The sequence below is a fragment of the Streptomyces sp. NPDC052043 genome (assembly GCF_044548235.1).
Lineage (GTDB): Bacteria > Actinomycetota > Actinomycetes > Streptomycetales > Streptomycetaceae > Streptomyces.
The window spans coordinates 413,548-437,494 of record NZ_JBIUBT010000002.1 but is presented as its reverse complement, the minus strand read 5'-3'; the positions used below and the strand labels follow the sequence as shown (position 1 = coordinate 437,494).

The following is a 23,947-nucleotide window of genomic DNA, read 5'->3' as shown; positions in this document are numbered from 1 at the left end:
TCGGCCCTGGTCCGCGCACGCCGGTGATGGGATCCTGCCCGCCGCCCGGCACACCGGGGGACAGGTCCCGGTCAGCCGTCCCAGGACCAGTCCGCCACCTCGGGCAGGTCCACGCCGTGCTCGCGGATCCAGGCGTGGTGGCGCAGCCGGGTCTCCTCCATGCGCTGGCGGACGGCCGCGGCGCGCACCGCGAGGCCGGGGACGCGGTCGATGACGTCCATGACCAGGCGGTAGCGGTCCAGGTCGTTGCTCACCACCATGTCGAACGGCGTCGTCGTGGTGCCGATCTCCTTGTAGCCGCGCACGTGCAGGTGGGAGTGGCCGGCCCGCCGGTAGGCCAGGCGGTGGATCAGCCACGGGTAGCCGTGGTAGGCGAAGATCACCGGCTTGTCCCGGGTGAACAGCCCGTCGTACTCGAAGTCGGTCATGCCGTGCGGGTGCTCCTCGCTGGGCAGCAGCCGGGCGATGTCCACGACGTTGACCACGCGCACGGCCAGGTCGGGCAGGTGCCGGCGCAGCAGCTGGGCGGCGGCCAGCACCTCCTGGGTCGGCACGTCGCCCGCGCAGGCCAGCACGACGTCCGGTTCCCGGATGCCGTCCTCGGTGCCGGCCCACTCCCAGATGCCGGCGCCGCGCGCGCAGTGCACCGTGGCCTCCTCCATGGACAGCCAGTCGAAGCAGGGCTGCTTGCCGGCCACGATCACGTTGACGTAGTCGCGGCTGCGCAGGGCGTGGTCGGCCACGGACAGCAGGGTGTTGGCGTCCGGCGGGAAGTAGACCCGGACCGCTTCGGGGCTCTTGTTCAGGATGTGGTCGACGAAGCCGGGGTCCTGGTGGGAGAAGCCGTTGTGGTCCTGACGCCACACGTGCGAGGTCAGCAGGTAGTTGAACGAGGCGATGGGGGCCCGCCAGGGCAGCCGGCGGGTGACGCGCAGCCATTTGATGTGCTGGTTGACCATCGAGTCGACGATGTGCACGAAGGCCTCGTAGCAGGAGAACAGTCCGTTCCGGCCGGTGAGGAGGTAGCCCTCCAGCCAGCCCTGGCAGGTGTGTTCGGACAGGATCTCCATCACCCGGCCGTACGGGTCGAGGTGCTCGTCCACCGGCAGGGTCAGCGCCTGCCACGCCTTGCCGCTGGCGCCGTAGACGGCCTGGAGGCGGTTGGAGGCGGTCTCGTCGGGGCCGACGAGCCGGAAGTCGCGCCGGTCCGCGGTGGCGGCCATGACGTCCTCGAGCAGGTCGCCGAGGACGCGGGTGGGCTCGTGCAGGGTCGCGCCGGGCTTGTCGACCTCGGCGGCGTACTTCTCCAGCGGGGGCAGGGGCAGTTCGCGCAGCAGGAGTCCGCCGTTGGCGTGCGGGGTGGCGCCGAGCCGGCGGCTGCCGTGCGGGACGCAGGCCAGGACGGCGGGGCGCGGGGCGCCGTGCTCGTCGAACAGCTCCTCGGGGCGGTACGAGCGCAGCCACTGCTCCAGCTGCCGCAGGTGCTCGGGGTTGTCCCGGACGCCGGCCAGCGGGACCTGGTGGGAGCGCCAGGTGCCCTCCACGGGCAGCCCGTCGACCTCGGCGGGTCCGGTCCAGCCCTTGGGGGTGCGCAGCACGATCACGGGCCAGCGGGGCCGCTCGGTGGCGCCGTCGGCGCGGGCGGCGCGCTGGAAGGCGGCGATGCGGTCGAGCGCGGTGTCCATGGCCGCGGCCATGACGCGGTGCACGAGGGCCGGGTCGTCGCCGGTGACGTGGATCGGGTCGTGGCCGTAGCCCCTGAGCAGGTCGTCGAGTTCCGCCTCGGGGAGGCGGGCCAGGACGGTCGGGTTGGCGATCTTGTAGCCGTTGAGGTGCAGGATCGGCAGGACCGCTCCGTCGTGGACGGGGTCGAGGAACTTGTTGGAGTGCCAGGACGCGGCCAGCGGGCCGGTCTCCGCCTCGCCGTCGCCGATCACGCAGGCGACGACCAGGTCCGGGTTGTCGAGCGCGGCGCCGTAGGCGTGGGACAGGGAGTAGCCGAGCTCGCCGCCCTCGTGGATGGAACCGGGCGTCTCGGGGGCGACGTGGCTGGGCACCCCGCCGGGGAAGGAGAACTGCTTGAACAGCCGCGCCATGCCGGACGTGTCCCGGGTGATGTCCGGATAGGTCTCGGTGTACGAGCCCTCCAGCCAGGAGTTGGCCAGCACGGCGGGCCCGCCGTGGCCGGGGCCCCAGACGCACAGGGCGTTCAGGTCGCGGGCCCTGATGACGCGGTTGAGGTGGGTGTGGACCAGGTTGAGGCCGGGCGAGGTGCCCCAGTGGCCGAGCAGGCGTGGCTTGATGTGTTCCGGGCGCAGCGGTTCGGCCAGCAGCGGGTTGCCCATGAGGTAGATCTGGCCGACGGAGAGGTAGTTCGCGGCGCGCCAGTGGGCGTCCAGCGTCGCGAGCTCCTCGTCCGTGAGCCCGGCGGCTGCCTGCTGCGTCTCGACGGACATCGGGGTTCCTTCCGGGTCGGGACCGCGGTCGGGGGTACCGCGTGCGGGTCGGGGGTGCCGCGTGTGGGCGGCACACCCTCCCACCCTCCATGTCCCGCGCGGGTACCCGACAGGGCCGTTCGGGTCACTCCTCGGGCCGGGCCCCGTCCGCGGCCCGGGATCGGGCGGCCCGGCAGGAGCACGGGATCGGGTGGCCCGGCAGGAGCACGGGATCGGGTGGCCCGTGGCCCCGGGGTCAGACCGCCGCGCAGCTGTGGCCGTTGAGCGTGAAGTCGTACGGCGTGGAGTTGTGGCCGTGCCAGGTGCCGAGGAAGCCGAAGGAGAGGGTGCCGTCCGCGGGGACGGACTTGTTGTAGTCGGTGGCGGTGGCGGTGACGCGGGAGCCGTTCTGGGTGACGGTCGCGTCCCACGTCTGGCCGATCTGCTGCCCGTCGGGGAAGGACCAGGCGAGGCTCCAGGTGTCCAGGGAGCGGGCGGTGGTGACGGTGACCTTGACCTGGAAGCCGTCGGTCCACTGGTTCGTCAGGTCGTACTGGACCCGGCAGACGCCCGTCCCGGCGCTCCCCTGCCCGCCGCTCCCCGGGCCGCCCGTCCCGGGCCCGTCCGTCCCCGGGTCCGGCGAGTCGCCGCCGTCGGCGGTGGCCGAGGCGGTGCCCTGCGGTTCCGGGTCGGGGTTCGTGCGGCCGGACCGGGTCGCCGCGCCGCTCGCGGACGACTCGTGGACCGCGGACACCGAGGCCGGGACGGGGGCGGACGGCAGGGGCTCGGCGACCGGCGGGGCGGCCGGGTCGTCGGCCTGGCGGCCGTCGGCAACCGGCTGGTTGCCGGCCTCACCGCGCGTGGTGTCGTTCGCGGAGCCGCCGAACGGCATCATCGACACGGCCAGCGCCAGCCCGGACAGGGCGACCGCCGCGACGAGCAGGCCGCCGCGCACGACCCGCGCCCTCGCGGCACCCTCCTGCGGCTCCCCGCCACCGGTGTCCGCCGCCGCGGAGCGGCGGGCGCCGAGCCGGACCTCGGCGGCCCGGCGGCGGCGCTCCAGATAGGCCTGGCCGCCCCAGCCGATGACGCCGCCGGCCAGCGCGGCGGGCAGTCCGCCCCGGTGCGGCCGCAGGCAGGCGGCGGCCTGCGCGCACCCCTCGCAGGTGGCGAGGTGTCGGGAGAGGTCGTCGGGGGTCCCGGCGGCGGACCCGGGGCGGGTGACCGCGTCCAGCAGCCCGGCGTAGCGGCGGCACTCCGTGTCCATCGGGGAGTCGAGGTGGTTGCGGCGGCAGCGGTCCCGGAACAGGCTCCGCACCTGGTCGAGTTCCTCGGACACCCGTGCGGGGTCAAGGCCCAGGCGGCGGGCCACCACGGTCGACGGCAGTGCCTCCACCTCGGCCAGCCACAGCAGCGCGGCGTCCGGTTCCTGGAGGTCCCGCAGGGCGCGCAGGGCGAGCGGGCGGCGCGGCGGCGGGCCGGTCCAGCGGGCGGCCTGGTCGGAGTTGAGCCACAGGCGCAGGTCCGGGTCGAGCCGGTCGCCGAGACCGTCGGCCTCCCAGGACGCGGCGGTGGCGCGCACAGCGGTCAGCGTCAGCGGGATCGAGGGCAGCCGGGGCGTGCGGCGGCCCCGGGACGCACCGGCCTCGGCGGCCCGGACCTCGCGCACGCCCGCCGCGAACGCCTCCGTGGCCAGTCGCCCGGCCGCGCCGGAGCCGGCCGTGCACAGGTCGGCGTAGGAGAGCACGGCGTCCCAGCACTCGGCGAACAGCGCGGCCTCGGTGGCATCCTTGGGGCTCGGCAGGTCGGGCATGGTTCTCCTGCATCCACGGGCGAGGACAACTCTCTGCATTCAGGGAGGAGTTGGGGGGAACCTCGCGGCAGGGCAAGAGCTTTTCACGGCTTTGACACAACTGACAAGCCACGCATCCAATTGCCGTGACGGATCCCGCGGTACGCAACTCCGCTCCGTAGTACGGACCGAAGCCCCCAATCGACTCACGGGATCCGAAAACGCACCGCGAAATCCTACCGCGCCGCCCCGCCCGCCCCCGGCTCCGCGGCCTCCCGCGGCGTCTCGTCGGCCGCCGGCAGGCTGTCCATGAAGGAGCTGACCGAGAACACCGCGTGTCCGGGGCCCGCCGGGCCGTAGCCGGGGGGCGAGGAGAGGCCGAAGTCGTCCATCGTGGCGCGGTAGGCCTCGAGGAGCCGGATGTGGTACTCCAGCGGCGCGCCCTGCGGATTGGCCTTGCCCAGCGGGGTGGTGGGCTCCGGGCACCAGGTGGTGAAGCGGGGCGTGATGCCGTGCGACATGAAGAAGCGCAGGCCCTCGGTGGTGGACGCGATGGCCTCGTCGACGGTGGTGAAGCCGAAGGGCTCGGCCATCTCCACGCCCGCCACGAAGTTGGGGATCACGTTGCGCGCGCCGAACACCTCGGCGGAGTCCAGGATGCGGCGGTGCCACTCGTCACGGCCGACGTAGCGCTCCTTGCCCGGGCAGTACAGCTCGAACAGACGGCGGTCCCACACCTCGAAGTTGGGGTGGTAGATCTGCACGCCGTAGTCCTTGAACCGCTGCACGTCCGGCTTCGGCAGCGCCTGCGCGACGACCTTGCCGATCCAGCGGCCCGGGAAGCGCTCCTCGATGGCCTTGGCGTAGTGGCCGTAGAAGTCGGCCTCGTCGCGGCCCGCCACCTTGGAGGTCACGGCGCCACCGGTGAGGGTGTAGGCGGTGGACGCCTTCTGGGTGTCGTACCGGTCGATGATCTCCAGCGCCTCCAGGACCTCGTCCACGTCCTTGACGCCGGTGTAGGGCCGGCCGGCCGCCTTGTGCTGGCGCCAGTTGTGGTTGATGTCGCAGTACTGGCACTCTTCCTTGGCGCCGAAGTACTGGCAGACCCGGAAGACGGTGAGGTAGATCAGGTAGCCCCACTGGATGGTCGGGGCGACCTCCATCACGGACTTCCCGTTGGACAGCGTGTGCCGGTAGTACTCGGGCATGGGCGGCACACCGACGTCGGCGATCCGCTTCCCGTCGAGGTAGAGGCCGAGCAGCCCCTCGCCGTCGGCTGCCACACGGTAGGGCGAGGCAGGGTTCACCCGAACGGAGACAACGGTCCGCCGCAGGTCGTACGGTCCGCCGGTGAGGATGATCTCCTCCGGCGGCCGCCGCAGCGCGGCCTCCCCCAGCTCGGGCAGGGTGCCGTGGTCGAAGGAGAAGATGAAGTACGACTTCGGCTTGACCTCGCCGCTCTCGTTGTCACTGAGCGCGGACGGGTCGAAGGCCACACCGCCCCGGAGCAGGTCCTCCTTGAAGACGGCCTCCCGCGGCACGTGCGGGAAGCGCTCCATCAGATCCTCGACCAGCTCGGTACGGCTGCCCATCCCGTTGACTCCTCCCGACTCGCGTGTACGACTCCTCACGGTATGCCCACGCTCACGTGCGGGTGGTGCCGGGTCCCCTCGCGGCGCGCGATGTGAGCCGGGGGCGTGACGTCCGGCGGCAGCGCCGGGTCGGGCACGGGCGCGCCCCAGAAGGCGGCCAACGGCAGCACTCCGGCCCACAGTCCCGACTCCGCGTCCGGTCCGTCACCGTCGTCGGGCGCACCGGTGCGGATCTTGACCGAGGCCTCCTCGAGGGAGAGCGCGAGGAGCGTGGTGGCCGCGAGTTCCTTGCGGTGGGGCCGACGGGCGTACTCCCACTGTCCGGGCGCCGACTGCTCGGTGAGTCGGCGCAGCCCCTCCAGTTTCTCCTCCGGGTCGGTGACCTTGCGGGCCTCACCGTGGATCATCGCGCTGCGGTAGTTCACACCGTGTTCGAAGACCGAGCGGGCGAGGACCAGCCCGTCGACGTGCGTGACGGTCACACAGGCGGGGGTGCCTCCGGCGAGGCTGCGGCTGGCGACGGAGCCGTGCACGTAGAGCCACCGGTCGTCCCGCCCGTACACGGTCGGCACGACCAGGGGCCGCCCCTCCACCACGACCCCGAGGTGGCAGACGAAACCGGCGTCGAGTATCGCGTCCAGGTCGGCGCGAGCCGGGCTGCCCTGCTCGCGCAGGCGGCGATGGCGGGTCAGCTCGGTCTGGGGCAGGTCCGCGGGCAGGGGTGAGTGAGTCATACCCTGAGAATTTACTGATATCGCAGCTTGACGGCCACACTTTCACGCAAATCGAATCAAATGAGAGGTCGCGCAACTGAATCCGCACTCCCATGGGTCGTCAGGTAAGTTCCCCGGTGAAGCGCGTGCGCCGTGTGACGCCATGGGGAGGGACGACGGATGACCAGGACCGTGACCAACTGGGCGGGCAACATCACCTACACCGCCAAGGAGGTGGTCCGGCCGGGTTCTGTGGAGGCGCTGCGGACGCTGGTGGCCGACAGCACGCGGGTGCGGGTGCTGGGCAGCGGGCACTCCTTCAACGAGATCGCCGACCCGGGCGCCGGGGGCACGCTGCTCTCCCTGGACTCGCTGCCCGCGGAGGCGGACGTCGACACCGCCGCCCGCACGGTCCGGGTGGGCGGCGGCGTCCGGTACGCGGAGCTGGCCCGCCGGGTGCACGCGCACGGCCTCGCCCTGCCCAACATGGCCTCCCTGCCGCACATCTCGGTGGCCGGCTCGGTGGCGACCGGCACCCACGGCTCCGGCGTGGGCAACGGTCCGCTGGCCGCCCCCGTGCGGGAGGTGGAGATCGTCACCGCGGACGGCTCGACGGTCGTCATCGGCCGGGGCGATGCACGGTTCGGCGGTGCCGTCACCTCCCTCGGCGCGCTCGGCGTCGTCGCCTCGCTCACCCTGGACCTGGAGCCCTCCTACGAGGTCGAGCAGCACCTGTTCACCGAACTCCCCCTGGAGGGGCTGGACTTCGAGACGGTGGCGGCCGCCGCGTACAGCGTCAGCCTGTTCACCGACTGGCGCGACCCCGGCTTCCGCCAGGTGTGGCTCAAGCGGCGCACCGACCAGCCGCTGCCCGCGTTCCCGTGGGCGGTGCCCGCCAAGGTGGCGCTGCACCCGGTACCGGGGATGCCGGCGGAAAACTGCACCGAGCAGTTCGGCGTGCCCGGCCCCTGGCACGAGCGGCTGCCGCACTTCCGGGCCGAGTTCACCCCGAGCAGCGGCGCCGAACTCCAGTCCGAGTACCTGCTGCCGCGCCGGTACGCCCTCGACGTCCTGCACGCGCTCGACGGGATCCGGGACACGGTCGCCCCGGTGCTCCAGACCTGCGAGATCCGTACCGTGGCGGCCGACGAGCAGTGGCTGAGTCCCTCCTACGGCCGGGACACCGTCGCCGCGCACTTCACCTGGATCGAGGACACGGCCGCCGTGCTGCCGGTGGTGCGCCGCCTCGAGGAGGCGCTGGCGGACCTCGACCCCCGCCCGCACTGGGGCAAGGTGTTCGCCCTGCCGTCCGCCGCGCTGCGCGACCGCTACCCGCGCCTGGACGACTTCCGGGCGCTGGCCCGGGAGCTGGACCCGACCGGCAAGTTCACGAACGCCTTCCTCACGGACCTCCTGGCGCCGTGACCCACACCCGCGCCCACACCCACACCACCTTGTACAACGAACGCGGCCTCCACGGCCGCATCGCGCGCGAGGGAGCTCCACTGGAGCCGCGCAGCCACCGTTCAGCGTGAGAAGGGGTATGCGACCACCACCACAGAATGTGCCGGGCCGCGGTGTGGACGAGCGTGATTTTGACGCCTTCTACACCGCGAGCGTCGGCCGGCTCGTCGGCCAGTTGTACGCGATGACAGGTGACCTGGCTGAGTCTCAGGACGTGGTGCAGGAGGCCTTCGCCCGGGCCTGGGAACGCTGGGCCGAGTTGGACCTGAACGGTGCCCCCGAAGCGTGGGTGCGCACGGTGGCCTGGCGGCTGGCGGTCAGTCGGTGGCGGCGGGCGCGCACCGCGCTGGCCTTCGTCCGGCGGCAGGGTCCGCCCGCTGCCGTACCGCCGCCGGAACCGCATCATGTGCTGCTGGTCCAGGCACTGCGGCGGATCCCCGAGGCGCAGCGGCGGGCCGTGGTGCTGCATCATCTGTGTGATCTGACGGTGGAGCAGGTGGCTGCCGAGACCGGTTGCCCCGTCGGCACGGTCAAGGCGCACCTGAGCCGCGGACGGGCGGCGCTGGCACGTCTGCTGGCCGATACGGAGCTCGATCTGCGGACGGCCCGGCTGCCGGAGGTGAGGCATGGCTGACAGGACAGAACTGGAGCGGAGCCTGGCCGGACTCGCGGAGTCGGGTCGGCAACAGGTGATGCCGCTTGCCGCGCACCGGGTGCGGGCCCGTGGTGAGCAGCGCATGCGCCGCCGACGGGCGGCTGTGGCGTTCGGCGGCGTGCTGCTGGCCGCCGCTGTGGTGGGCGGTCTGTCGCTGTTCCGAGCCGCCGGGGTGCCGGAGCCGGCCGCGATCGTGCCGGCGCCGACCGTTTCAGGCTTCGTGCCGCCGTCGCCTGCACCGGGCGAGGAGTATGCCAGTGAACTGGGCTACGTGTACGGCGCGGTGGCGCAGGGCGACATGGTGCGGGTCACCGTCGAGCAGCTCCGTACCGTCCGGGGGACCGCGGTGCCCACGGGTGTGGTGCACACGCTGACCCTGCCGCGGGCGACGCTGGTGGAAGCACGGCGGCTCTCCGGCGGGTCCCCTGCGGACATGCAGCTGGACCAGTTGGTGAGCCGGCTGGCTGCCGGGCCGCGGTGGATGTTCGCGATCGACTACGACAGCGAGGGCCGGGTGGAGTCCTTGCGGGAGACCGACTGGCCCATCGTGTGAGGCCGCCGCCGCATTCACGGCATCGAAGTGCAACCCAGAGGCGGGCCAGGGCGTAGAGCTCATGTATCCCGACCGCATCTGATCCGATGGGACCTTGCCGTGCTCACTTCTCGCCGCCGAACCGGCGCCCTTCCTCTGACCGCTCTCGCCTTGACCGCTCTCGCCCTGACCGCATGCACCGGCAAGGGGAGCGGCGGGCGGGCGGACGTTACTGCCCCGGCAACACCGGTGACGGCTTCAGCGTCGGCGTCCGGACAGGCCGCCGTGCCGACCCCGCCCACCGCGACGACCCCGCCCACCGCCACGCACCCGCCTACTGCGACGCGCCCGCCCACTGCGACGACCGCGCCCGCCGCGCCCGGCGAGGGCACCGCCCCGGCCGGCACGACGCGCTGGGCCGGTACCAAGCAGTTCATGCAGATACGCAAGGGCTGGATCAGCGGCGGACGGACCTACCTGTCAGTGCGGACGGCCCGGAAGGTGGCCGCCACGGGCCCGCACGAGGCGTGGTTGATCATCCCCGGTGAGGGGCCCTACACCACGGTGCTCATGGCCACAGACGCCCGGGTGCTGCTATCGGTCCCGCTGGGCGACAACTCCGCCCCCTCCCCCTACTCCCAGGCCGAGTTCGTCAACCGGCTGATGGCCGAGCCGAGCTCCTCCCGCTCGGGGCTGGGGTACGACCTCAGCTTCGACGGGAAGGGCCGGGTGACCAGGTTGCAGTCGCTGTACACCTCCTAGAAGGTGGCGCGGACAGGGCGGAGCACGAGTAATTCGCGTACTGCGAAGGACAGCGAAGCGGCCAACTCCCCGTGGACCCGAAATCGATCAGTGTGCTCCACATGCGTTATGCGAAACTGCGCTCACAGGCTCTTTCTCCGGGCGAGACCGGAAACCTGCTGGAGCGAACGCGAGGAGCGCTATGAGCACCGACGAACTGGCCTGGTTCAAGAGCAGCTACAGCAGCAGCGGGGACGGCGGCTGCGTCGAGGCGGCCGCCTGCCCCGCCACCGTCCACGTTCGCGACTCCAAGAACACCACTGGGCCCCAGCTCGCCCTCTCCCCCACCGCCTGGTCGGAGTTCACGGAGTTCGCCGCACATGAGTGACCTCTGCTTCGACCTGTCCGGCAGCGGACCCGTGCTGCTCGTCATCCCCGGCGGGGCCGGACATCCCATGGGGCTGGACCGGATGACCACGCGTCTCGCCCAGCGCTTCACCGTCGTGACGTACGACCCCCTCGGCCTCGCCCACGGACGGCTCGGACAGCCCGTCGCCGACCAGCGGGTCGAGGAGTGGAGCGACGGAGCGCGCCAGGTGCTCGACGAGGTCCTGCCCGACGGGGAGTCGGCATACGTCCTCGGCACCAGCTCAGGCGGCATCGTCGCCCTGGACCTGCTGGCCCGTCATCCCGAGCGGCTGCGGCACGTCGTCGCGCACGAGCCTCCGTGCGTGGCAGCGCTGCCGGACGGGGCACGGCAGCGTGAGCGGTTCCGGGAGGTGTACGAGACGTACCGCGCGGCGGGCCCGCAGGCCGCGGGCGCGCGGCTCGCCGCCGTGTTGGAGGAACGGGAGGCGGGAGAGGACGGCCAGGACGGCCAACCCCTCTCCCGTGACGAGGAGTTGTCCTCTCCGATGGCGCTCTTCCTCGCCCATGTGCTCGTTCCGTTCACGTCGTACGTGCCGCCCGCGGCCCCTCCCTCGGCGTCTCTCACGCTCGCCGCCGGCGCCGACTCACGAGGACAGCTCCTGTATCGCACCGCCGCGTTCCTCGCCGAGCGGTACGGCGCCGGCTTCGCGGAGTTCCCCGGTGGGCACATCGGCGCCGTCCAGCAGCCCGAGGCGTTCGCGGACCGCCTTGTGGGGTACTGGTAGTCCTCGCCGAAAAGGCACCGGGAACAGCCCCTGAACCGTGGCAGTGCGGGCGGCTTCCCGGCCGTCCCCGCCGGCCGGTCGCCGTCGCGCAGCGTGAACGTCGATCCACTCCGACACGCAGCTCCTCTCACGTCACCATGACCACAGAATGACCTCTTATGGTCGTTTAATACGGTTTATCGCCCGTCAGGTGTACGGCCGCGTGCTTGCATGAACGATCACCGCGGACGGCGCAGGGGGCGCCGACAACACTGGCACCGCCTGCGGCTTCACCGGGGCCGGGGGCACCGCGGGACGTGTCGTCACCACACTGCCGGCAACCACCGCCCCGACGACCTTCACCGTCAATGTCGGCGGTACCGGTGGCAAAGGCCCGTGCCACCGTCCGCGGCGGCGGCGACCCCACCACGCACACCGCCACCGACCGCACCTCCTTCAAGCATCAGTGCCACCACGGACACCGCTACAAGAGGCACCAGTCGCACAAGTGATCGATCGCGGATCGGGTGAGGGCCCTCGTCGAGTCCTCACCCGATCCGCTTTTCTCACCCGCAGTCTTGTCAGGGACATGCATCGCTTCTATAGTCCGGTTCAAAACGATGGGAGCGCTCCCACAGAAGCGCGAACGGGAGCACTCCTCCCCGACGACGTCGCCCCTCGAAGAGGCCCCCTATGCGACTGCTGCCCCATCGGCTCGACCCCGCGCGCGGCTTACTGTGCGCGCTGCTCACCGCCCTCGCCCTGGTCGCCGCCTTCCTGGCGGCCGCTCCGGCGGCGCACGCCGACACCCAGATCTGCGACGCCTTCGGATCGACCACGATCCAGGGCCGCTATGTCGTCCAGAACAACCGCTGGGGCACCAACGCCGCCCAGTGCATCACCGTCACGGACTCGGGCTTCCGGATCAACCAGGCCGACGGGTCGGTGGCCACCAACGGCGCACCGAAGTCGTACCCGTCCGTCTACAACGGGTGCCACTACACCAACTGCTCGCCGGGTACGGCGCTCCCGGCCCGCCTCGACACCATCTCCAGCGCTCCCACCAGCATCTCGTACAGCTATGTCAGCGACGCGGTCTACGACGCCGCCTACGACATCTGGCTGGACCCGACGGCCCGCAAGGACGGGGTGAACCGGACGGAGATCATGGTCTGGTTCAACAAGGTCGGGCCGATCCAGCCGGTGGGCTCGCAGACCGGCACGGCCACGGTCGCCGGCCGCTCCTGGCAGGTGTGGACCGGCAACAACGGCGGCAACGACGTGCTGTCCTTCGTCGCCCCGTCGGCGATCAACAGCTGGAGCTTCGACGTGATGGACTTCGTCCAGCAGGCGATCTCCCACCAACTGGCCGCCGGTAACTGGTACCTGACGAGCGTGCAGGCGGGCTTCGAGCCCTGGCAGAACGGTACCGGGCTCGCCGTGACGTCGTTCTCCTCGGAGGTCCGCACGGGCGGCAACGGCGGCGGAGGCGGCAACGGCGGCGGGGGCGGCAACGGCGGTGGCCAGAGCGCCTGCTCGGTGACGTACGCCACGAACGTCTGGCCGGGCGGGTTCACCGCCGACGTCACCGTCCGCAACACCGGTTCGGCGGCGGTGAACAGCTGGCACCTCGGCTTCACGCTGCCCACCGGGCAGAGCGTCACCAGCGCCTGGAACGCCACGGTGAGCCCGTCCTCGGGCGCCGTCACCGCGACCGCCCTGTCGCACAACACGCAGATAGCGCCGGGCGGCAGCCAGACGTTCGGCTTCCAGGGCAGCTACAGCGGCACCTTCGCCGCACCGAGCGCCTTCACCCTCAACGGCACGGCCTGCACCACCGCGTGAAACGCACGCAGAACAACGATCACCCCAGCAGGAAGGAAGGATCGAACGTGGCTCGACGCAGCAGACTCTTATCGGTGGCGGCGGCCTTCGCCACCCTCCTCGCGGCACTGGGCCTGACCCTTCTCGGTCAGGGCCGCGCCGAGGCGCACGGCGTGGCGATGATGCCCGGTTCGCGCACCTATCTGTGTTACGTGGACGGCCGCACGGCGACCGGCAGCCTCGACCCGACGAACCCCGCGTGCCGGGACGCCCTGAACAAGAGCGGTGCCACGCCGCTGTACAACTGGTTCGCGGTGCTCGACTCCAACGCGGGCGGCCGGAACGACGGTTACGTGCCGGACGGCACCCTGTGCAGCGCGGGCGACCGCTCGCCGTACGACTTCTCCGCCTACAACGCCGCCCGCGCGGACTGGCCCCGGACCCATCTGACCTCCGGGTCCACGATGGAGCTCCAGTACAGCAACTGGGCGCACCACCCGGGTGACTTCCGCGTCTACCTGACCAAGCCCGGCTGGTCGCCCACGTCCCAGCTGCGCTGGGCCGACCTGGACCTGATCCAGACGGTCAGCAACCCGCCGCAGGTGGGCTCGCCGGGCACCGACGGCGGCCACTACTACTGGAACCTCCCGCTACCGTCCGGCCGTTCGGGCGACGCGCTGCTCTTCATCCAGTGGGTCCGCTCGGACAGCCAGGAGAACTTCTTCTCCTGCTCGGACATCGCCTTCGACGGCGGCCACGGAGAGGTGACCGGCATCCGCGGCTCCGGCTCGGGCACCCCGACGCCGACCCCGACCCCGTCGGACCCGACTCCCACCCCGACCCCGTCGGATCCGACGCCGACCCCGACCCCGTCCGACCCGCAGACCGGCTCCTGCATGGCCGTGTACAACGTGGAGGGCTCCTGGAGCGGCGGCTTCCAGGGTTCCGTGGAAGTGATGAACCACGGCACGGCACCGCTGAACGGCTGGACGGTGACGTGGAAGCCGGGCACCGGTACCACGATCAACAGTGCCTGGAACGGCAACCTGACCACCGCCGGCGACGGCACGATCACGGTCACGGCCGCCGACTACAACCGGACCGTACCGCCCGACGGCAGTGTCTTCTTCGGGTTCACCGCCACGTCCACGGGCAACGACTATCCGATCGGCTCGGTCAGCTGCTCCGCGAGCTGACACCCGCACCGTCCCCGACACCGGGCGCGCCGGCACCCAGCCGGCGCGCCCTCCCGTTCCGGGGTCAGCACATCGCTCCGGTGCTCCGGTCGACGAGTGGGCGGCGGCCAGTCGCACATGGCAGTCCTCAGCCCGCGGTCCTGGTCTTGATGAGCGGTGCGTCCTGCGTGAACTTGCGGAACCCGACGCTGTAGTACAGCCCGCGGGCCGCGGGATGGCCCGGTGCGCCGAGGCAGGCGACCGTCGCATGGGTGGCCCCGGCCGCCCGTGCCAGACGCATCCCGTGCAGGAGCATCGCCCTCGCCAACCCCCGGCGCCGGAAGTCCGGATGCGTCCCGACCGGCTCGAACTCGGCGGTCCTGTTCGCCTCGTCGAGCCACATGATCGTCGAGGACGCCATCGTTCCGTCCGGCGCCTCCACCAGGAGGTGCAGGTCGCCGCGGTACGCCTCCGTCTGCCGGACGCCCTCGTAGCTCTCGGCCGTGTACGTCGAGGGGGCCCAGGCGTCCAGATGGGCCTGGACCGCGGCCTTCGGCCCGGCCTCGTCGGCGGTGCGGAACCGGAATCCGTCCGCCAGGACCGGCTGTTCCACGTCGGTGAGGTCCCGCTCGTTGAGCTGGGTCCAGGACCCGGTGTCGCCGAGCGCTGCCGGGTCGGGCTCGTAGCCGTGCGCCGCCCAGCGCTTCAGGGCGAACTCGTCGGCGGCGCACGGCAGCACCGTACGCTCGACGTCCGCCGCCGTACCGTCGTACCAGTCGATCACCTCGTCGACCAGCCCGGCGTGGTCGGGACGGACCTGATACGCCAGGTAGGCGCCGGTGACGTCCTTCACCGACCCGTCACTGCGCCTGACCCGGCGCGGCAGAAAGGCCCAGCCCCACGCCACCAGGTCCCCGCCGGAGAACCACAGCCGACGCCGCCAGCTCGCACCGTCGGCCGCGTGTCCCCTGCCCCAGTTCCAGGCCAGCTCGCCGAACGAGGCGTCGCTGCTCACCAGGTCCGGGCGGGTGGCGGTGACGCGCTGTGCCAGCCCCTGCATCAGCTGTACGTCCGCGAGGGTCACACGCTCGAGGTTCGCCATGGTGCGCCACTGTGTCAGGACCGCGCACAGCCGTCGAGCCGTTTTCCGGGGGCGGCGGCGGTGAAGGCGGGCGACGGCATTCGGCTCCGGCCGCACCGTTCCCGGCAATCGCCATTGATCGACACGACCGGGCTTCGTACCCTCCCCCGCATGGGACATGACGACCTTCCGACTCTTGAACTCGCCCTTCCCGGTCCGGAACGGGATCGTGGCGTCGCGGCGATCCTGGACGGTCGCAAGACCGCGCTCACGGGTCTCCTGGAGATCTACGAGCACGCCGAAGAGGCGGTTCCGCAGACCGGCCAACGGTTCTCGGTGCTCGATTCCGAGGGGCGTCCGGCCGTCACGATCGAACTCGTCGACGTGCGGGTCGTTCCCATGAAGGAGATCGACGACGACTTCGCGCGGGCCGAGGGGCGTGGTTACGCCGACGTGGCCGAGTGGCGGGCGGCCCACGAGGAGTTCTTCCGGAGCGACGGCGTGTGCGCGTTCCTGGGCCGTACCCCCGTCATCGACGAGGACACCCTCGTCGTCGCCGAACGCTTCCGGGTGGTCGAGCCCGGCGAACAGCGGGCTCGGTGACCGCGTCGGGACCGGTCCCCTCGGCCATCGGCTAGCGTCGGGCCATGAACAGCGTCACCCCCGGCGTCACCTCCCCCGCCCTCGCCGACGCGCTCGCCGCCGGGGTGGTCGTGCTGGACGGCGGGATGTCCAACCAACTGGAGTCGGCCGGGTACGACCTGAGCGACGAACTGTGGTCGGCGCGGCTGCTGGCCGAGCGTCCGGAGGCGATCACTCAGGCGCACCTGGCGTACTTCGAGGCCGGGGCGAGCGTGGCGATCACCGCGAGCTACCAGGCCACCTTCGAGGGGTTCGCGCGGCGGGGGATCGGGCGGGAGCGGGCGGCCGGACTCATGCGACTGAGTGTGGAGTCGGCGCGTGAGGCGGCGCGGCGGGCGCGCGCGCTCGGGGTGGTACGGCCGCTCTGGGTGGCGGCGTCGGCGGGGCCGTACGGGGCGATGCTCGCCGACGGCTCCGAGTACCGGGGCCGGTACGGGCTCACCGTCGACGAGCTGGAACGCTTCCACCGGCCCCGCCTGGAGGCACTGGCCGCCGCCCGGCCCGACGTGCTGGCGCTGGAGACGGTGCCCGACGTGGACGAGGCGCGGGCGCTGCTGCGGGCGGTGCGCGGGCTGGGGGTGCCGGCCTGGCTCTCGTACACCGTCGCCGGTGACCGCACGCGCGCCGGGCAGCCGCTCGCGGAGGCGTTCGCCCTGGCCGCCGAGGCGGACGAGGTGATCGCGGTGGGCGTGAACTGCTGCGCGCCCGGCGACGCGGCGGCCGCGGTGCGAACGGCCGCCCGGGTCACCGGCAAGCCGGTCGTGGTCTACCCCAACAGCGGTGAGTCCTGGGACGCCGGGTCCCGCGCCTGGACCGGCCGGTCCACCTTCACCGCCGAGCAGGTCCGGGGGTGGCGCGGCACCGGGGCCCGGCTGATCGGCGGCTGCTGCCGGGTGGGCCCGGAGGCCGTCGCGGAGGTCGCCCGGGTGGTGGGGGCGGCGTAGCCGAGGAGGTGTGCCGGAGCCGCGGAACCGGCCGGGGGAGCCGTCCGTCAGTGCCCGTGGACGCCGCCCGAGCGGCGCAGTCGTCGTACCACCGCTCGGAGTTCGGCGGCGCGGGTGCGGGAGCCGTCGGGCGGGGGCGGTGAACCGGCGGTGGTGTTCCGGGCAGCGGTCTCCCGGGGTGCGGTCTCCCGGGTCATGGGGACCCGGAGCCTGGTCGTGGTCGTGCGGATCGTGGTGGCCCGGGACCTGGCGTCGGCCGTCCACAGGGCAAGTTCGGCGTCGCGCGGGCCGTGCGCGGTGTGCGGGGGGCCGTCGCCGAAGACCCGTACCGGGTGGGTGGTGTCCCAGGATTGCCAGCCGGGGTCGCCGTCGGCGGCGAAGCGGACCCAGGCCGCGTGCAGGGCGTCGGCCAGCTCCTGCGGGGCGCCCTCCCCGGCGAGCCTGCGGGAGTCCGGGAGGTCGCCGGTGTCGAAGACGAAGCCGAGTTCCAGGGCGTGGCAGGCGCCGAGGTCGGGGAGCAGCGAGGGCCAGGCGAACTCGTAGACGTACGACGAGCCCGGGCGGGCGTCGGCCAGGCGGTGCAGCGGGCGGCGCAGCACGTGGTCGGTGACCATCTGGCCGACGATCTCGGCGGTGCCGGCGCCGGGGCGCAGCGCCCGGTAGCCGCGGACCACCTCGTGCCCGCAGTGGCAGCGGGCCATGGCGCCGGCCAGCGCGAGGGCGCCGAGCCGGTCGACGCGCTCCAGCAGCCCGCCCGGGACCAGCCACAGCCGGTACTCGTCGCGGGTCCAGCCCATGAGGAGGTCGGCTCCTCGCGCCGCGTCGCCCTCCAGCAGGGCCTGGAGCGGGTCGCGCGGGACGAGGTCGCCGTCGACGACGATGCCGAAGGCGGGGCCGCCCAGGACCGGGCTGCTCAGCCGGCCGGCCTCGGCCTGCGTGCGCAGCAGCAGGTCCCGGTCGACGGCGGCGAACGCCTCGGCGGTGGCGGGCACCTTCAGCCGGGTCGCCATGCGGCGCACCATCCGCCGTACGTTGGCGCGGTCGGCGACCTCCGGCGGCCCGCTCTGCAGGACCGCGCGCCGGAACAGGCCCTGGGCCTGCGGGGCGGCGATCAGGGCGCCGATGCTGATGGCGCCGGCCGACTGGCCGCACAGGGTGATCCGGTCCGGGTCGCCGCCGAAGGCCCCGATCGACTCGTGGACCCAGCGCAGGGCGGTGAGCTGGTCGCGCAGGCCGGGGTTGGCGGGGGCGTCCGGGAACAGTCCGTAGCCCTCGACGCCGAGCCGGTAGTTGACGGACACCAGGACGACGCCGTCACGGGCGAAGGCACGCCCGTCGTACACGGGCACGGCCGAGGAGCCGCGGGTCAGCGCGCCGCCGTGCAGCCAGACCAGGACGGGGAGCCGGGCGGCCGAGTCCGGGTCGGGCGTCCACACGTTGAGGTTGAGGCAGTCGTCGCCGGGGACGACGGGGTCGGACAGGTACCGGGCGAAGACCTCGGAGTACGGAGGCTTCGGCGCGGTCGGGCCGAAGGCGGCGGCGTCGCGCACACCGTCCCAGGGCTCGGGCGGCGCGGGCGGCCGGAACCGCCGGGGGCCGAAGGGAGGTGCGGCGTACGGGATGCCGCGGAACACGGTCACCCCGTGCTCGTGTCTGCCTCGCACCGCCCCGTAGGGGGTGGTGACCACGGGGTCCGCTCTGTCGGCCGTCAATGCGCCCACCAGCCCTTCGCCGCGTCCAACACCGGTACCACGGAAGCGCTCCGCCGTCTCCGGGTATTCCGCCACGCGGGCCGCCGACACCACCGTCCGGTGGGGCGCCACCGGCGCCTGGTGCCGGGCGCGCCAGAGCGCGGGGCGGCGGGCGCGGGGCGCGGGGCACCGGGCGCCGGAGTGGAGGGCCGCAGACGGCGCGGCAGCGCGGCGGCGGGCGGTGCCCCCGGGGCGCCGTGGCTCACCCGGTGGCGGTCCCCGTCGCCCACTCGATCCCGCCGCGCAGGTGGGCGCGGAAGTCCGGGTCCGCGTAGGCCTCGGAGGCGTGGCCGAGGGCCGTGTAGAAGACGCGGCCCCGGCCCTGTTCGCGGCACCACACCAGGGGGTGGTCGGGGCCCATGCCGCCGCCGCGGTACGACGTCTCGTCGGCGCGGGCCAGGACCCGTACGGAGCCCCGCGGATTCGTGCGGAAGTCGTACCACTCGTCGGTGAAGGCCCACTCGGCGGGCAGGTGCCGGGTGGCCGGATGGTCCGGGTCCTCGACCAGGACCCGGCCCGGCTGGTACTCCGGATGCCGGGCGAACCTGGCACCGAGCAGTTCGCCGTAGTACGGCCAGTCGTACTCCGTACAGGCCGCCGCGTGCACACCGACGAACCCGCCGCCCCGCTCCACGTACGCCGCGAGCCGCTCCCGGCCGGCCGGGGTGAGCACCTCGCCGCTGGTGGAGAGGAAGACGACGGCGGCGTACCCGTCCAGGGGGCGGGCGAGGGCCTCGGGGTCCTCGGTGTGCTCGACCTCGAAGGCCTCGGGGCCGCCGAGGGCGCGCAGCGCGGCGACGGCGTCCGGGATGGAGTCGTGGCGGTAGGCGGCGGTGCGGGTGTGGACGAGGAGTCGGCAGGCCATGGCGCACGACCCTACGCCGCCCGCGCGGCCCCCTTCGGGTTCGTGTCCGATTTCTTCAAGACCGGCGGTCGCACCGGTGCCTACCGTGACCGTATGGCTACTCCACGATTCGCCGTGATCGGCCTGGTCGTCTCCGACCTGGCCGCGTCTCTCGCCTTCTACCGCCGCCTCGGGCTCTCCTTCCCCGAGGGTGCCGAACAGCAGCCGCACGTCGAGGCCGAGTTGCCCGGCGGGCTGACGCTCGCCCTGGACACCGAGGCGACCATCCGCTCGTTCCACTCCGGATGGCGGCCACCGTCCGCGGGCGGCCGGATCTCGCTCGCCTTCCGGTGCGGGGAACCCGCCACTGTGGACGCCCTGTACGAGGACCTGGTCGGCGCCGGGCACCACGGGGAGCTCAAGCCCTGGGACGCCTTCTGGGGCCAGCGGTACGCCGTCGTGCACGATCCCGACGGCAACGGCGTCGACCTGTTCGCCGAGCTACCCCAGGGACAGTAGGTCACCCAGCGGCATCCCGGCCAACTCCCGTACGTCCCGGGCCAGGTGAGCCTGGTCGGCGAAGCCCGCGCGGGCCGCGGCCCCGGCGAGCGGCACCCCCGCACGGGCCAGCGCCAGCGCCCTCTGCAGACGCAGCACACGAGCCAGCGTCTTGGGCCCGTACCCGAAGGCGACCAGCGAACGGCGGTGCAACTGACGGGCGCTGAAGCCGAGTTCGTCGGCGGCGGCGCCCACGGAGCGGCCCGCGTCCAGGGCCGCCACGAGGTGCCGCAGCAGCGGGTCGGGCGGGCCGGCCTCGACCGCACGCTCCAGGGCCACCGCTTCGAGTGCGGCGGCCGGGTCCCGCGCCGCGTCCAGCCGTCCGCGCACGCGCCGAACCACCGCGGCGGGCCACAGCTCGGCCAGTTCGACGCGCCGGTCGCGCAACTCGTGGGCGGGCACGCCGAGGTAACCGGGCGCCGTGCCGGGGAAGAACCGCAGGCCGGCCCAGTGCGCGGACGGCCCCGAGGGCTCGTACGCCCGTGTGTCGGGCCCGGCGACCAGCAACCGCCCCTCGCTCCACAGCAGGTCCATGCACCCGTCGGGCAGCACGGGCCGGGCCACGGGCCCCGCCGGCGCCTTCGTCCACACCACCGCGCCGGGCAGCCGAGAGGGGCGCTCCACGTACCCGGAGGGACGCACGGTCGTCTCGGCAGCCACGTACGCAAGACTAGGGCCCCGTCCTCACGCGTCGGCCGGCGGTCGAGGGAGCGCGCAAGCGGCCGTGACGGCGAGCGGGGCCCTGCGGCCCCGTCGTCAGAGGTGCTGGGCCAGGAACTGCGTGGCGAGGCTGGTGGCGGACACCACCAGCCACAGGCAGCCGCCGAGCAGCAGCGGTTTGAGGCCGGTGCGGCGCAGCCGGGCGGGTTCGGTCGACAGGCCGATCGCGGACAGGGCGACGGTGATCAAGAACACGGCGAGCGTGCTGAGCGGGCCGTGGGCGCCGGACGGGACGAGACCGGCGGTGTTCACGGCCGCCAGGACCAGGAAGCCGACGAGGAACCAGGGGACCAGCCGGCCGACGCGGACCGCGCCCGGGGTGCCGTCCGGGCCGGCCGCCAGCCGCGCGCGGCGGCGGGCGAGGGCGGACAGGCCCAGGCAGATGGGGATGATCAGCAGGGTGCGGGCCAGCTTGACCACGACCGCGTGGTCCGCCGCCGCGCCGCCGTACGTGGTGGCGGCGGCGACCACCGACGACATGTCGTTGACGGCGGTGCCCGCGAAGAGACCGAAGGCCTGCTGGCTCATGCCCAGCAGGTGTCCCACGACCGGGAAGGTCAGGACCGCGGCGATGTTGAAGACGAAGATCGTGGAGACGGCGTACGCCACCTCGGCCTCGGCCGCGCCGATGACCGGCGTGACCGCCGCGATCGCCGAGGCGCCGCAGATGCCGGTGCCGACGCCGATCAGGGTGCGCAGGTCCCCGACGATGCCCAGACGGCGCCCGATCCAGTACGCCGCGGCCAGGCAGGCGGCGAGGGTGACGATCATCACCGGCAGCGAGCCGACACCGACCCGCAGCACCTGGCCCAGGGACAGCTGGGCGCCCAGGACGACCACCGCGCCCTGAAGCACCCCGCGTCCGGCGAACGCGATCCCCGGCCGCAGCCGCGCCCCGGGCCGCACGACGACCGCCACCAGCACCCCGAGCACGATCCCGGCCACCGGTCCGCCGACCACCGGGACCAGCCGGCCCAGCACGGTGGCGACGAGGGCGACCCCGACGGCGAGGGCCAGCCCGGGCAGGCGGGCGGTACCGACGCGGCGGGCGGTGCCGACGCGGTCCGCGGTGTCGGCGGGGCGCTCGGTGCCGGCCGGGCGCGCGGTGCCGGCCGGAGGGGCCGGGCTGGGGCTTGCGTCATTCATGATCACCACCCTGGGGCCCACGCGCCTGCCGCTGTAGCCCTCGATCGAGCAGGAGCTCATAGCGAAGCGCTATGACCGACTCATACGCTTGGGCTGTGACAGAACCAGAACCACCCGTGCCCGCACGGCCCCGGACCGCTCCCCTTCCCCTGCGCACACCCGACCTGGAGTCGCTGCGGCTCCTGGTCCTCGTCGCCGACCTGGGGAGCCTGGGCCGGGCGGCCGAACGGCTGCGGATCTCGCAGCCGTCCGCCAGCCGCCGGCTGTCCACGCTGGAGCGTGGGCTGGGGCTGGTACTCGTCGACCGCACCCGTCGCGGCTCCCGGCTCACGCTCGCCGGGCAGGTCGTCGTCGGACACGCCCGGCAGGTGCTGGACGAGCTGGACGACCTGCTCGCCGGCGCGGACAGGCTGCGTGCGCGGCGGGAGGCGGAGCTGCGCGTCGCCGCGAGCCTGACCATCGCGGAGTACCTGCTGCCGGCCTGGATCAGCGAGCTGCGCAGTCGTCGGCCCGAGCTGTACATCGGGCTGCAGGTGACCAACAGCGAGCACGTGCCCGAGCTGGTCGAGTCGCAGGAGGCCGACATCGGGTTCATCGAGGGCCCGCATCTGACCCGTGTGATGTCGACGAGGCAGGTGGCCGAGGACCGGCTCGTCGTCGTGGTCGACCCGAGTCATCCGTGGGCACGCCTGCGCGAGCCGCTGTCCGCGCGGGAGCTGTCCCGCACGCCGCTCGTGCTGCGCGAGAGCGGTTCCGGCACCCGGCAGACCCTGGACCGCGCCCTGCACCTGGCCGACTGCGACCGCGCCCGGCCGCTGGTGGAGCTGGGCTCGACGGCCGCCGTACGCGGCGCGGTGATCGCCGGCACCGGCCCGTCCGTCCTGAGCGAGCTGGCCGTCCGCGGGGACATCACCGAGGGCCGGCTGGTCGCCGTCGACGTCGCGGGCGTCGACCTCGCGCGCGAGCTGCGTGCGGTCTGGCCGACCGGGCGGCGGCTGGTCGGCCCGGCGGCGGAACTGGTGGCGGTGGCCCGCAGAGCGGTGACCGACGGGCCACCGCGACGGCCGTAGGGCTCGCCGCGGTGGCGGCGGTGACGGTGGTGGCGGCGGGCGCCGGACGCGCGCCGCCCCGTCCCGTCACTTCTCCGACGAGCCCTTCTGGTCGTCCTTGTGCGGGCTCCGCGCGTGCGTGCTCTTCACATGGGCCCGCAGCCGTGCCGTCACGTCCTCCGGGGGCAGGAAGCGCGACCACCGCTCGGGGAACTCCGAGGGCATGTCGGGGTCCTCCGGGTCGTCGGGCTCGTGCTCGCGGTTCGCGGCGGCGCGGGCGACGTACTCGGCGATCTGCGCCTCGCGCACCCGCTCGTTGGCGGCACGCGCCGAGGCCGTGGCGGCGGCCGGCCAGACCCGGTCGATGGCGGCGTTGACCGCCGCCCCGACGAGCACGGCGAACGCGGACACACCGATCCACAGCAGCACGGCGACCGGCGCGGCCAGTGAGCCGTAGATGGTCGGGCCCTCCACGGTGCTGGTGAGGTAGATGCGCAGCAGGAAGCTGCACACCACCCACATGGCCAGCGCGACCAGGGCACCGGGCACGTCCTCGATCCACGCGGAGCGCACCGGCACGGACACGTGGTACAGCGTCGTCAGGAACACCACGGACAGCACGATCACGACCGGCCAGTACAGGACCTGAACGACCGTCGTGGACCACGGCACGATCCGCACCACCGCGTCGGGTCCCGCCACCATCAGCGGCAGCGCGACCGAGCCGATCAGCAGGGCCACGACGAACAACCCGAAGGCCAGCAGCCGGGTCTTGACGATGCCGCGCACGCCGTCGAGGCCGTACATGACGGTGATGGTGTCGATGAAGACGTTCACCGCGCGCGAGCCCGACCACAGGGCGAACACGAACCCGAGGGAGATCACGTCGGGACGGCCGCTCTTCGTCACGTCCCGCAGGATCGGCTGCGCGATCTCCTTGACGCCCTGGTCGGACAGGACGGTGTGGGAGGCGGCGAGGATGTTGCGCTCCAGGCTGGCGATGGTGTGCGCGCCGGTCCAGGAGTCGACGTAGAAGAGCAGTCCGATCAGGCTCAGCAGCAGCGGCGGCACGGACAGCAGGGAGAAGAACGCCGCCTCGGCCGCAAGACCCAGGATCCGGTACTCCATGCACGAGTTGACGGTGTCCTTCAGCAAC

At 73.0% G+C, this 23,947-nt stretch carries 23 protein-coding genes and 1 pseudogene; 14 read left to right on the top strand and 10 right to left on the bottom strand.

From position 1 onward, the window contains the following. Nucleotides 1-71 precede the first annotated feature (71 nt). From ACIHCX_RS06575 to ACIHCX_RS06560, 4 genes are all read right to left on the bottom strand, one after another. The gene (locus tag ACIHCX_RS06575) at nucleotides 72-2,456 is read right to left on the bottom strand and encodes a phosphoketolase (RefSeq protein ID WP_400027232.1); all 2,385 of its coding nucleotides are present in this window, start codon (nucleotides 2,454-2,456) and stop codon (nucleotides 72-74) included. Nucleotides 2,457-2,691: 235 nt separating this feature from the next. Further along, nucleotides 2,692-4,248: a cellulose binding domain-containing protein gene (locus ACIHCX_RS06570; protein WP_400027230.1), complete on the bottom strand. Its 1,557-nt coding sequence runs from the start codon at nucleotides 4,246-4,248 to the stop codon at nucleotides 2,692-2,694. Nucleotides 4,249-4,463: 215 nt separating this feature from the next. Then, entirely contained in the window at nucleotides 4,464-5,819 is a 1,356-nt protein-coding gene (locus tag ACIHCX_RS06565; protein WP_400027228.1) for a radical SAM protein, read from the bottom strand. A gap of 35 nt (nucleotides 5,820-5,854) precedes the next feature. Further along, the gene (locus ACIHCX_RS06560; protein WP_400027226.1) at nucleotides 5,855-6,553 is read right to left on the bottom strand and encodes a pyridoxamine 5'-phosphate oxidase family protein; all 699 of its coding nucleotides are present in this window, start codon (nucleotides 6,551-6,553) and stop codon (nucleotides 5,855-5,857) included. 159 nt (nucleotides 6,554-6,712) lie between these two features. Between ACIHCX_RS06560 and ACIHCX_RS06555 the strand changes: the two genes are divergently transcribed. The 10 genes and pseudogenes from ACIHCX_RS06555 to ACIHCX_RS06510 all read left to right on the top strand — a co-directional run bounded on the left by ACIHCX_RS06555 (nucleotide 6,713) and on the right by ACIHCX_RS06510 (nucleotide 14,077). Beyond that, the gene (locus ACIHCX_RS06555; protein ID WP_400027224.1) at nucleotides 6,713-7,957 is read left to right on the top strand and encodes an FAD-binding protein; all 1,245 of its coding nucleotides are present in this window, start codon (nucleotides 6,713-6,715) and stop codon (nucleotides 7,955-7,957) included. Between the two features lie 118 nt (nucleotides 7,958-8,075). Continuing rightward, the gene (locus tag ACIHCX_RS06550; protein ID WP_400027222.1) at nucleotides 8,076-8,630 is read left to right on the top strand and encodes a SigE family RNA polymerase sigma factor; all 555 of its coding nucleotides are present in this window, start codon (nucleotides 8,076-8,078) and stop codon (nucleotides 8,628-8,630) included. Continuing rightward, nucleotides 8,623-9,204 (top strand): hypothetical protein, encoded by a 582-nt coding sequence (locus ACIHCX_RS06545; protein WP_400027220.1) that lies wholly within the window; start codon nucleotides 8,623-8,625, stop codon nucleotides 9,202-9,204. Before ACIHCX_RS06550 ends, ACIHCX_RS06545 begins: the two co-directional genes overlap by 8 nt. A gap of 264 nt (nucleotides 9,205-9,468) precedes the next feature. Beyond that, entirely contained in the window at nucleotides 9,469-9,945 is a 477-nt protein-coding gene (locus ACIHCX_RS06540) for a hypothetical protein (RefSeq protein WP_400027218.1), read from the top strand. Between the two features lie 32 nt (nucleotides 9,946-9,977). Continuing rightward, nucleotides 9,978-10,130: pseudogene (locus tag ACIHCX_RS06535) on the top strand (transcriptional regulator); the annotation flags it as partial. Further along, nucleotides 10,127-10,312, top strand: coding sequence for a DUF397 domain-containing protein (locus ACIHCX_RS06530; protein ID WP_400027216.1), 186 nt, complete (start codon nucleotides 10,127-10,129; stop codon nucleotides 10,310-10,312). The pseudogene ACIHCX_RS06535 and the gene ACIHCX_RS06530, both read left to right, overlap by 4 nt. Further along, on the top strand, nucleotides 10,305-11,078 hold the full coding sequence (locus tag ACIHCX_RS06525; RefSeq protein ID WP_400027214.1) for an alpha/beta fold hydrolase: 774 nt from the start codon (nucleotides 10,305-10,307) through the stop codon (nucleotides 11,076-11,078). Before ACIHCX_RS06530 ends, ACIHCX_RS06525 begins: the two co-directional genes overlap by 8 nt. A gap of 362 nt (nucleotides 11,079-11,440) precedes the next feature. Continuing rightward, nucleotides 11,441-11,569, top strand: a complete 129-nt coding sequence (locus tag ACIHCX_RS06520; protein ID WP_400027212.1) for a hypothetical protein — start codon at nucleotides 11,441-11,443, stop codon at nucleotides 11,567-11,569. A gap of 181 nt (nucleotides 11,570-11,750) precedes the next feature. Beyond that, nucleotides 11,751-12,902, top strand: coding sequence for a cellulose binding domain-containing protein (locus tag ACIHCX_RS06515; protein WP_400027210.1), 1,152 nt, complete (start codon nucleotides 11,751-11,753; stop codon nucleotides 12,900-12,902). Between the two features lie 47 nt (nucleotides 12,903-12,949). Continuing rightward, nucleotides 12,950-14,077: a lytic polysaccharide monooxygenase gene (locus ACIHCX_RS06510; RefSeq protein ID WP_400027208.1), complete on the top strand. Its 1,128-nt coding sequence runs from the start codon at nucleotides 12,950-12,952 to the stop codon at nucleotides 14,075-14,077. 127 nt (nucleotides 14,078-14,204) lie between these two features. On the opposite strand, the gene ACIHCX_RS06505 is transcribed toward ACIHCX_RS06510, so the two are convergent. Next, a complete protein-coding gene (locus tag ACIHCX_RS06505) occupies nucleotides 14,205-15,158 on the bottom strand; it encodes a GNAT family N-acetyltransferase (RefSeq protein WP_400027206.1) in 954 nt (317 codons plus the stop codon). Between the two features lie 150 nt (nucleotides 15,159-15,308). Between ACIHCX_RS06505 and ACIHCX_RS06500 the strand changes: the two genes are divergently transcribed. Next, entirely contained in the window at nucleotides 15,309-15,740 is a 432-nt protein-coding gene (locus ACIHCX_RS06500) for an ASCH domain-containing protein (protein WP_400027204.1), read from the top strand. A gap of 44 nt (nucleotides 15,741-15,784) precedes the next feature. Further along, a complete protein-coding gene (mmuM, locus tag ACIHCX_RS06495; RefSeq protein ID WP_400027202.1) occupies nucleotides 15,785-16,723 on the top strand; it encodes a homocysteine S-methyltransferase in 939 nt (312 codons plus the stop codon). Between the two features lie 47 nt (nucleotides 16,724-16,770). On the opposite strand, the gene ACIHCX_RS06490 is transcribed toward mmuM, so the two are convergent. Continuing rightward, nucleotides 16,771-18,435 carry a carboxylesterase/lipase family protein gene (locus ACIHCX_RS06490; RefSeq protein WP_400027200.1) on the bottom strand — a complete coding sequence of 555 codons (1,665 nt, stop codon included), beginning with the start codon at nucleotides 18,433-18,435 and terminating at the stop codon, nucleotides 16,771-16,773. Nucleotides 18,436-18,676: 241 nt separating this feature from the next. Beyond that, nucleotides 18,677-19,339 (bottom strand): ThuA domain-containing protein, encoded by a 663-nt coding sequence (locus ACIHCX_RS06485; RefSeq protein ID WP_400027198.1) that lies wholly within the window; start codon nucleotides 19,337-19,339, stop codon nucleotides 18,677-18,679. Between the two features lie 93 nt (nucleotides 19,340-19,432). On the opposite strand from ACIHCX_RS06485, the gene ACIHCX_RS06480 reads away from it, so the two are divergent. Then, nucleotides 19,433-19,837 carry a VOC family protein gene (locus ACIHCX_RS06480; protein WP_400027196.1) on the top strand — a complete coding sequence of 135 codons (405 nt, stop codon included), beginning with the start codon at nucleotides 19,433-19,435 and terminating at the stop codon, nucleotides 19,835-19,837. Here ACIHCX_RS06480 and ACIHCX_RS06475 read toward each other — a convergent pair. Further along, nucleotides 19,820-20,536: a helix-turn-helix domain-containing protein gene (locus ACIHCX_RS06475; protein ID WP_400027194.1), complete on the bottom strand. Its 717-nt coding sequence runs from the start codon at nucleotides 20,534-20,536 to the stop codon at nucleotides 19,820-19,822. The two genes, ACIHCX_RS06480 and ACIHCX_RS06475, sit on opposite strands and share 18 nt — an antisense overlap. Nucleotides 20,537-20,632: 96 nt before the next feature. After that, nucleotides 20,633-21,742 carry a YeiH family protein gene (locus ACIHCX_RS06470; RefSeq protein ID WP_400027192.1) on the bottom strand — a complete coding sequence of 370 codons (1,110 nt, stop codon included), beginning with the start codon at nucleotides 21,740-21,742 and terminating at the stop codon, nucleotides 20,633-20,635. Between the two features lie 95 nt (nucleotides 21,743-21,837). On the opposite strand from ACIHCX_RS06470, the gene ACIHCX_RS06465 reads away from it, so the two are divergent. Continuing rightward, entirely contained in the window at nucleotides 21,838-22,812 is a 975-nt protein-coding gene (locus ACIHCX_RS06465) for a LysR family transcriptional regulator (protein WP_400027190.1), read from the top strand. A 66-nt stretch (nucleotides 22,813-22,878) separates the two neighbouring features. Here ACIHCX_RS06465 and ACIHCX_RS06460 read toward each other — a convergent pair whose 3' ends face one another. Next, the gene (locus ACIHCX_RS06460; protein ID WP_400027187.1) at nucleotides 22,879-23,946 is read right to left on the bottom strand and encodes a YihY/virulence factor BrkB family protein; all 1,068 of its coding nucleotides are present in this window, start codon (nucleotides 23,944-23,946) and stop codon (nucleotides 22,879-22,881) included. Between the last annotated feature and the right edge of the window lies 1 nt (nucleotide 23,947).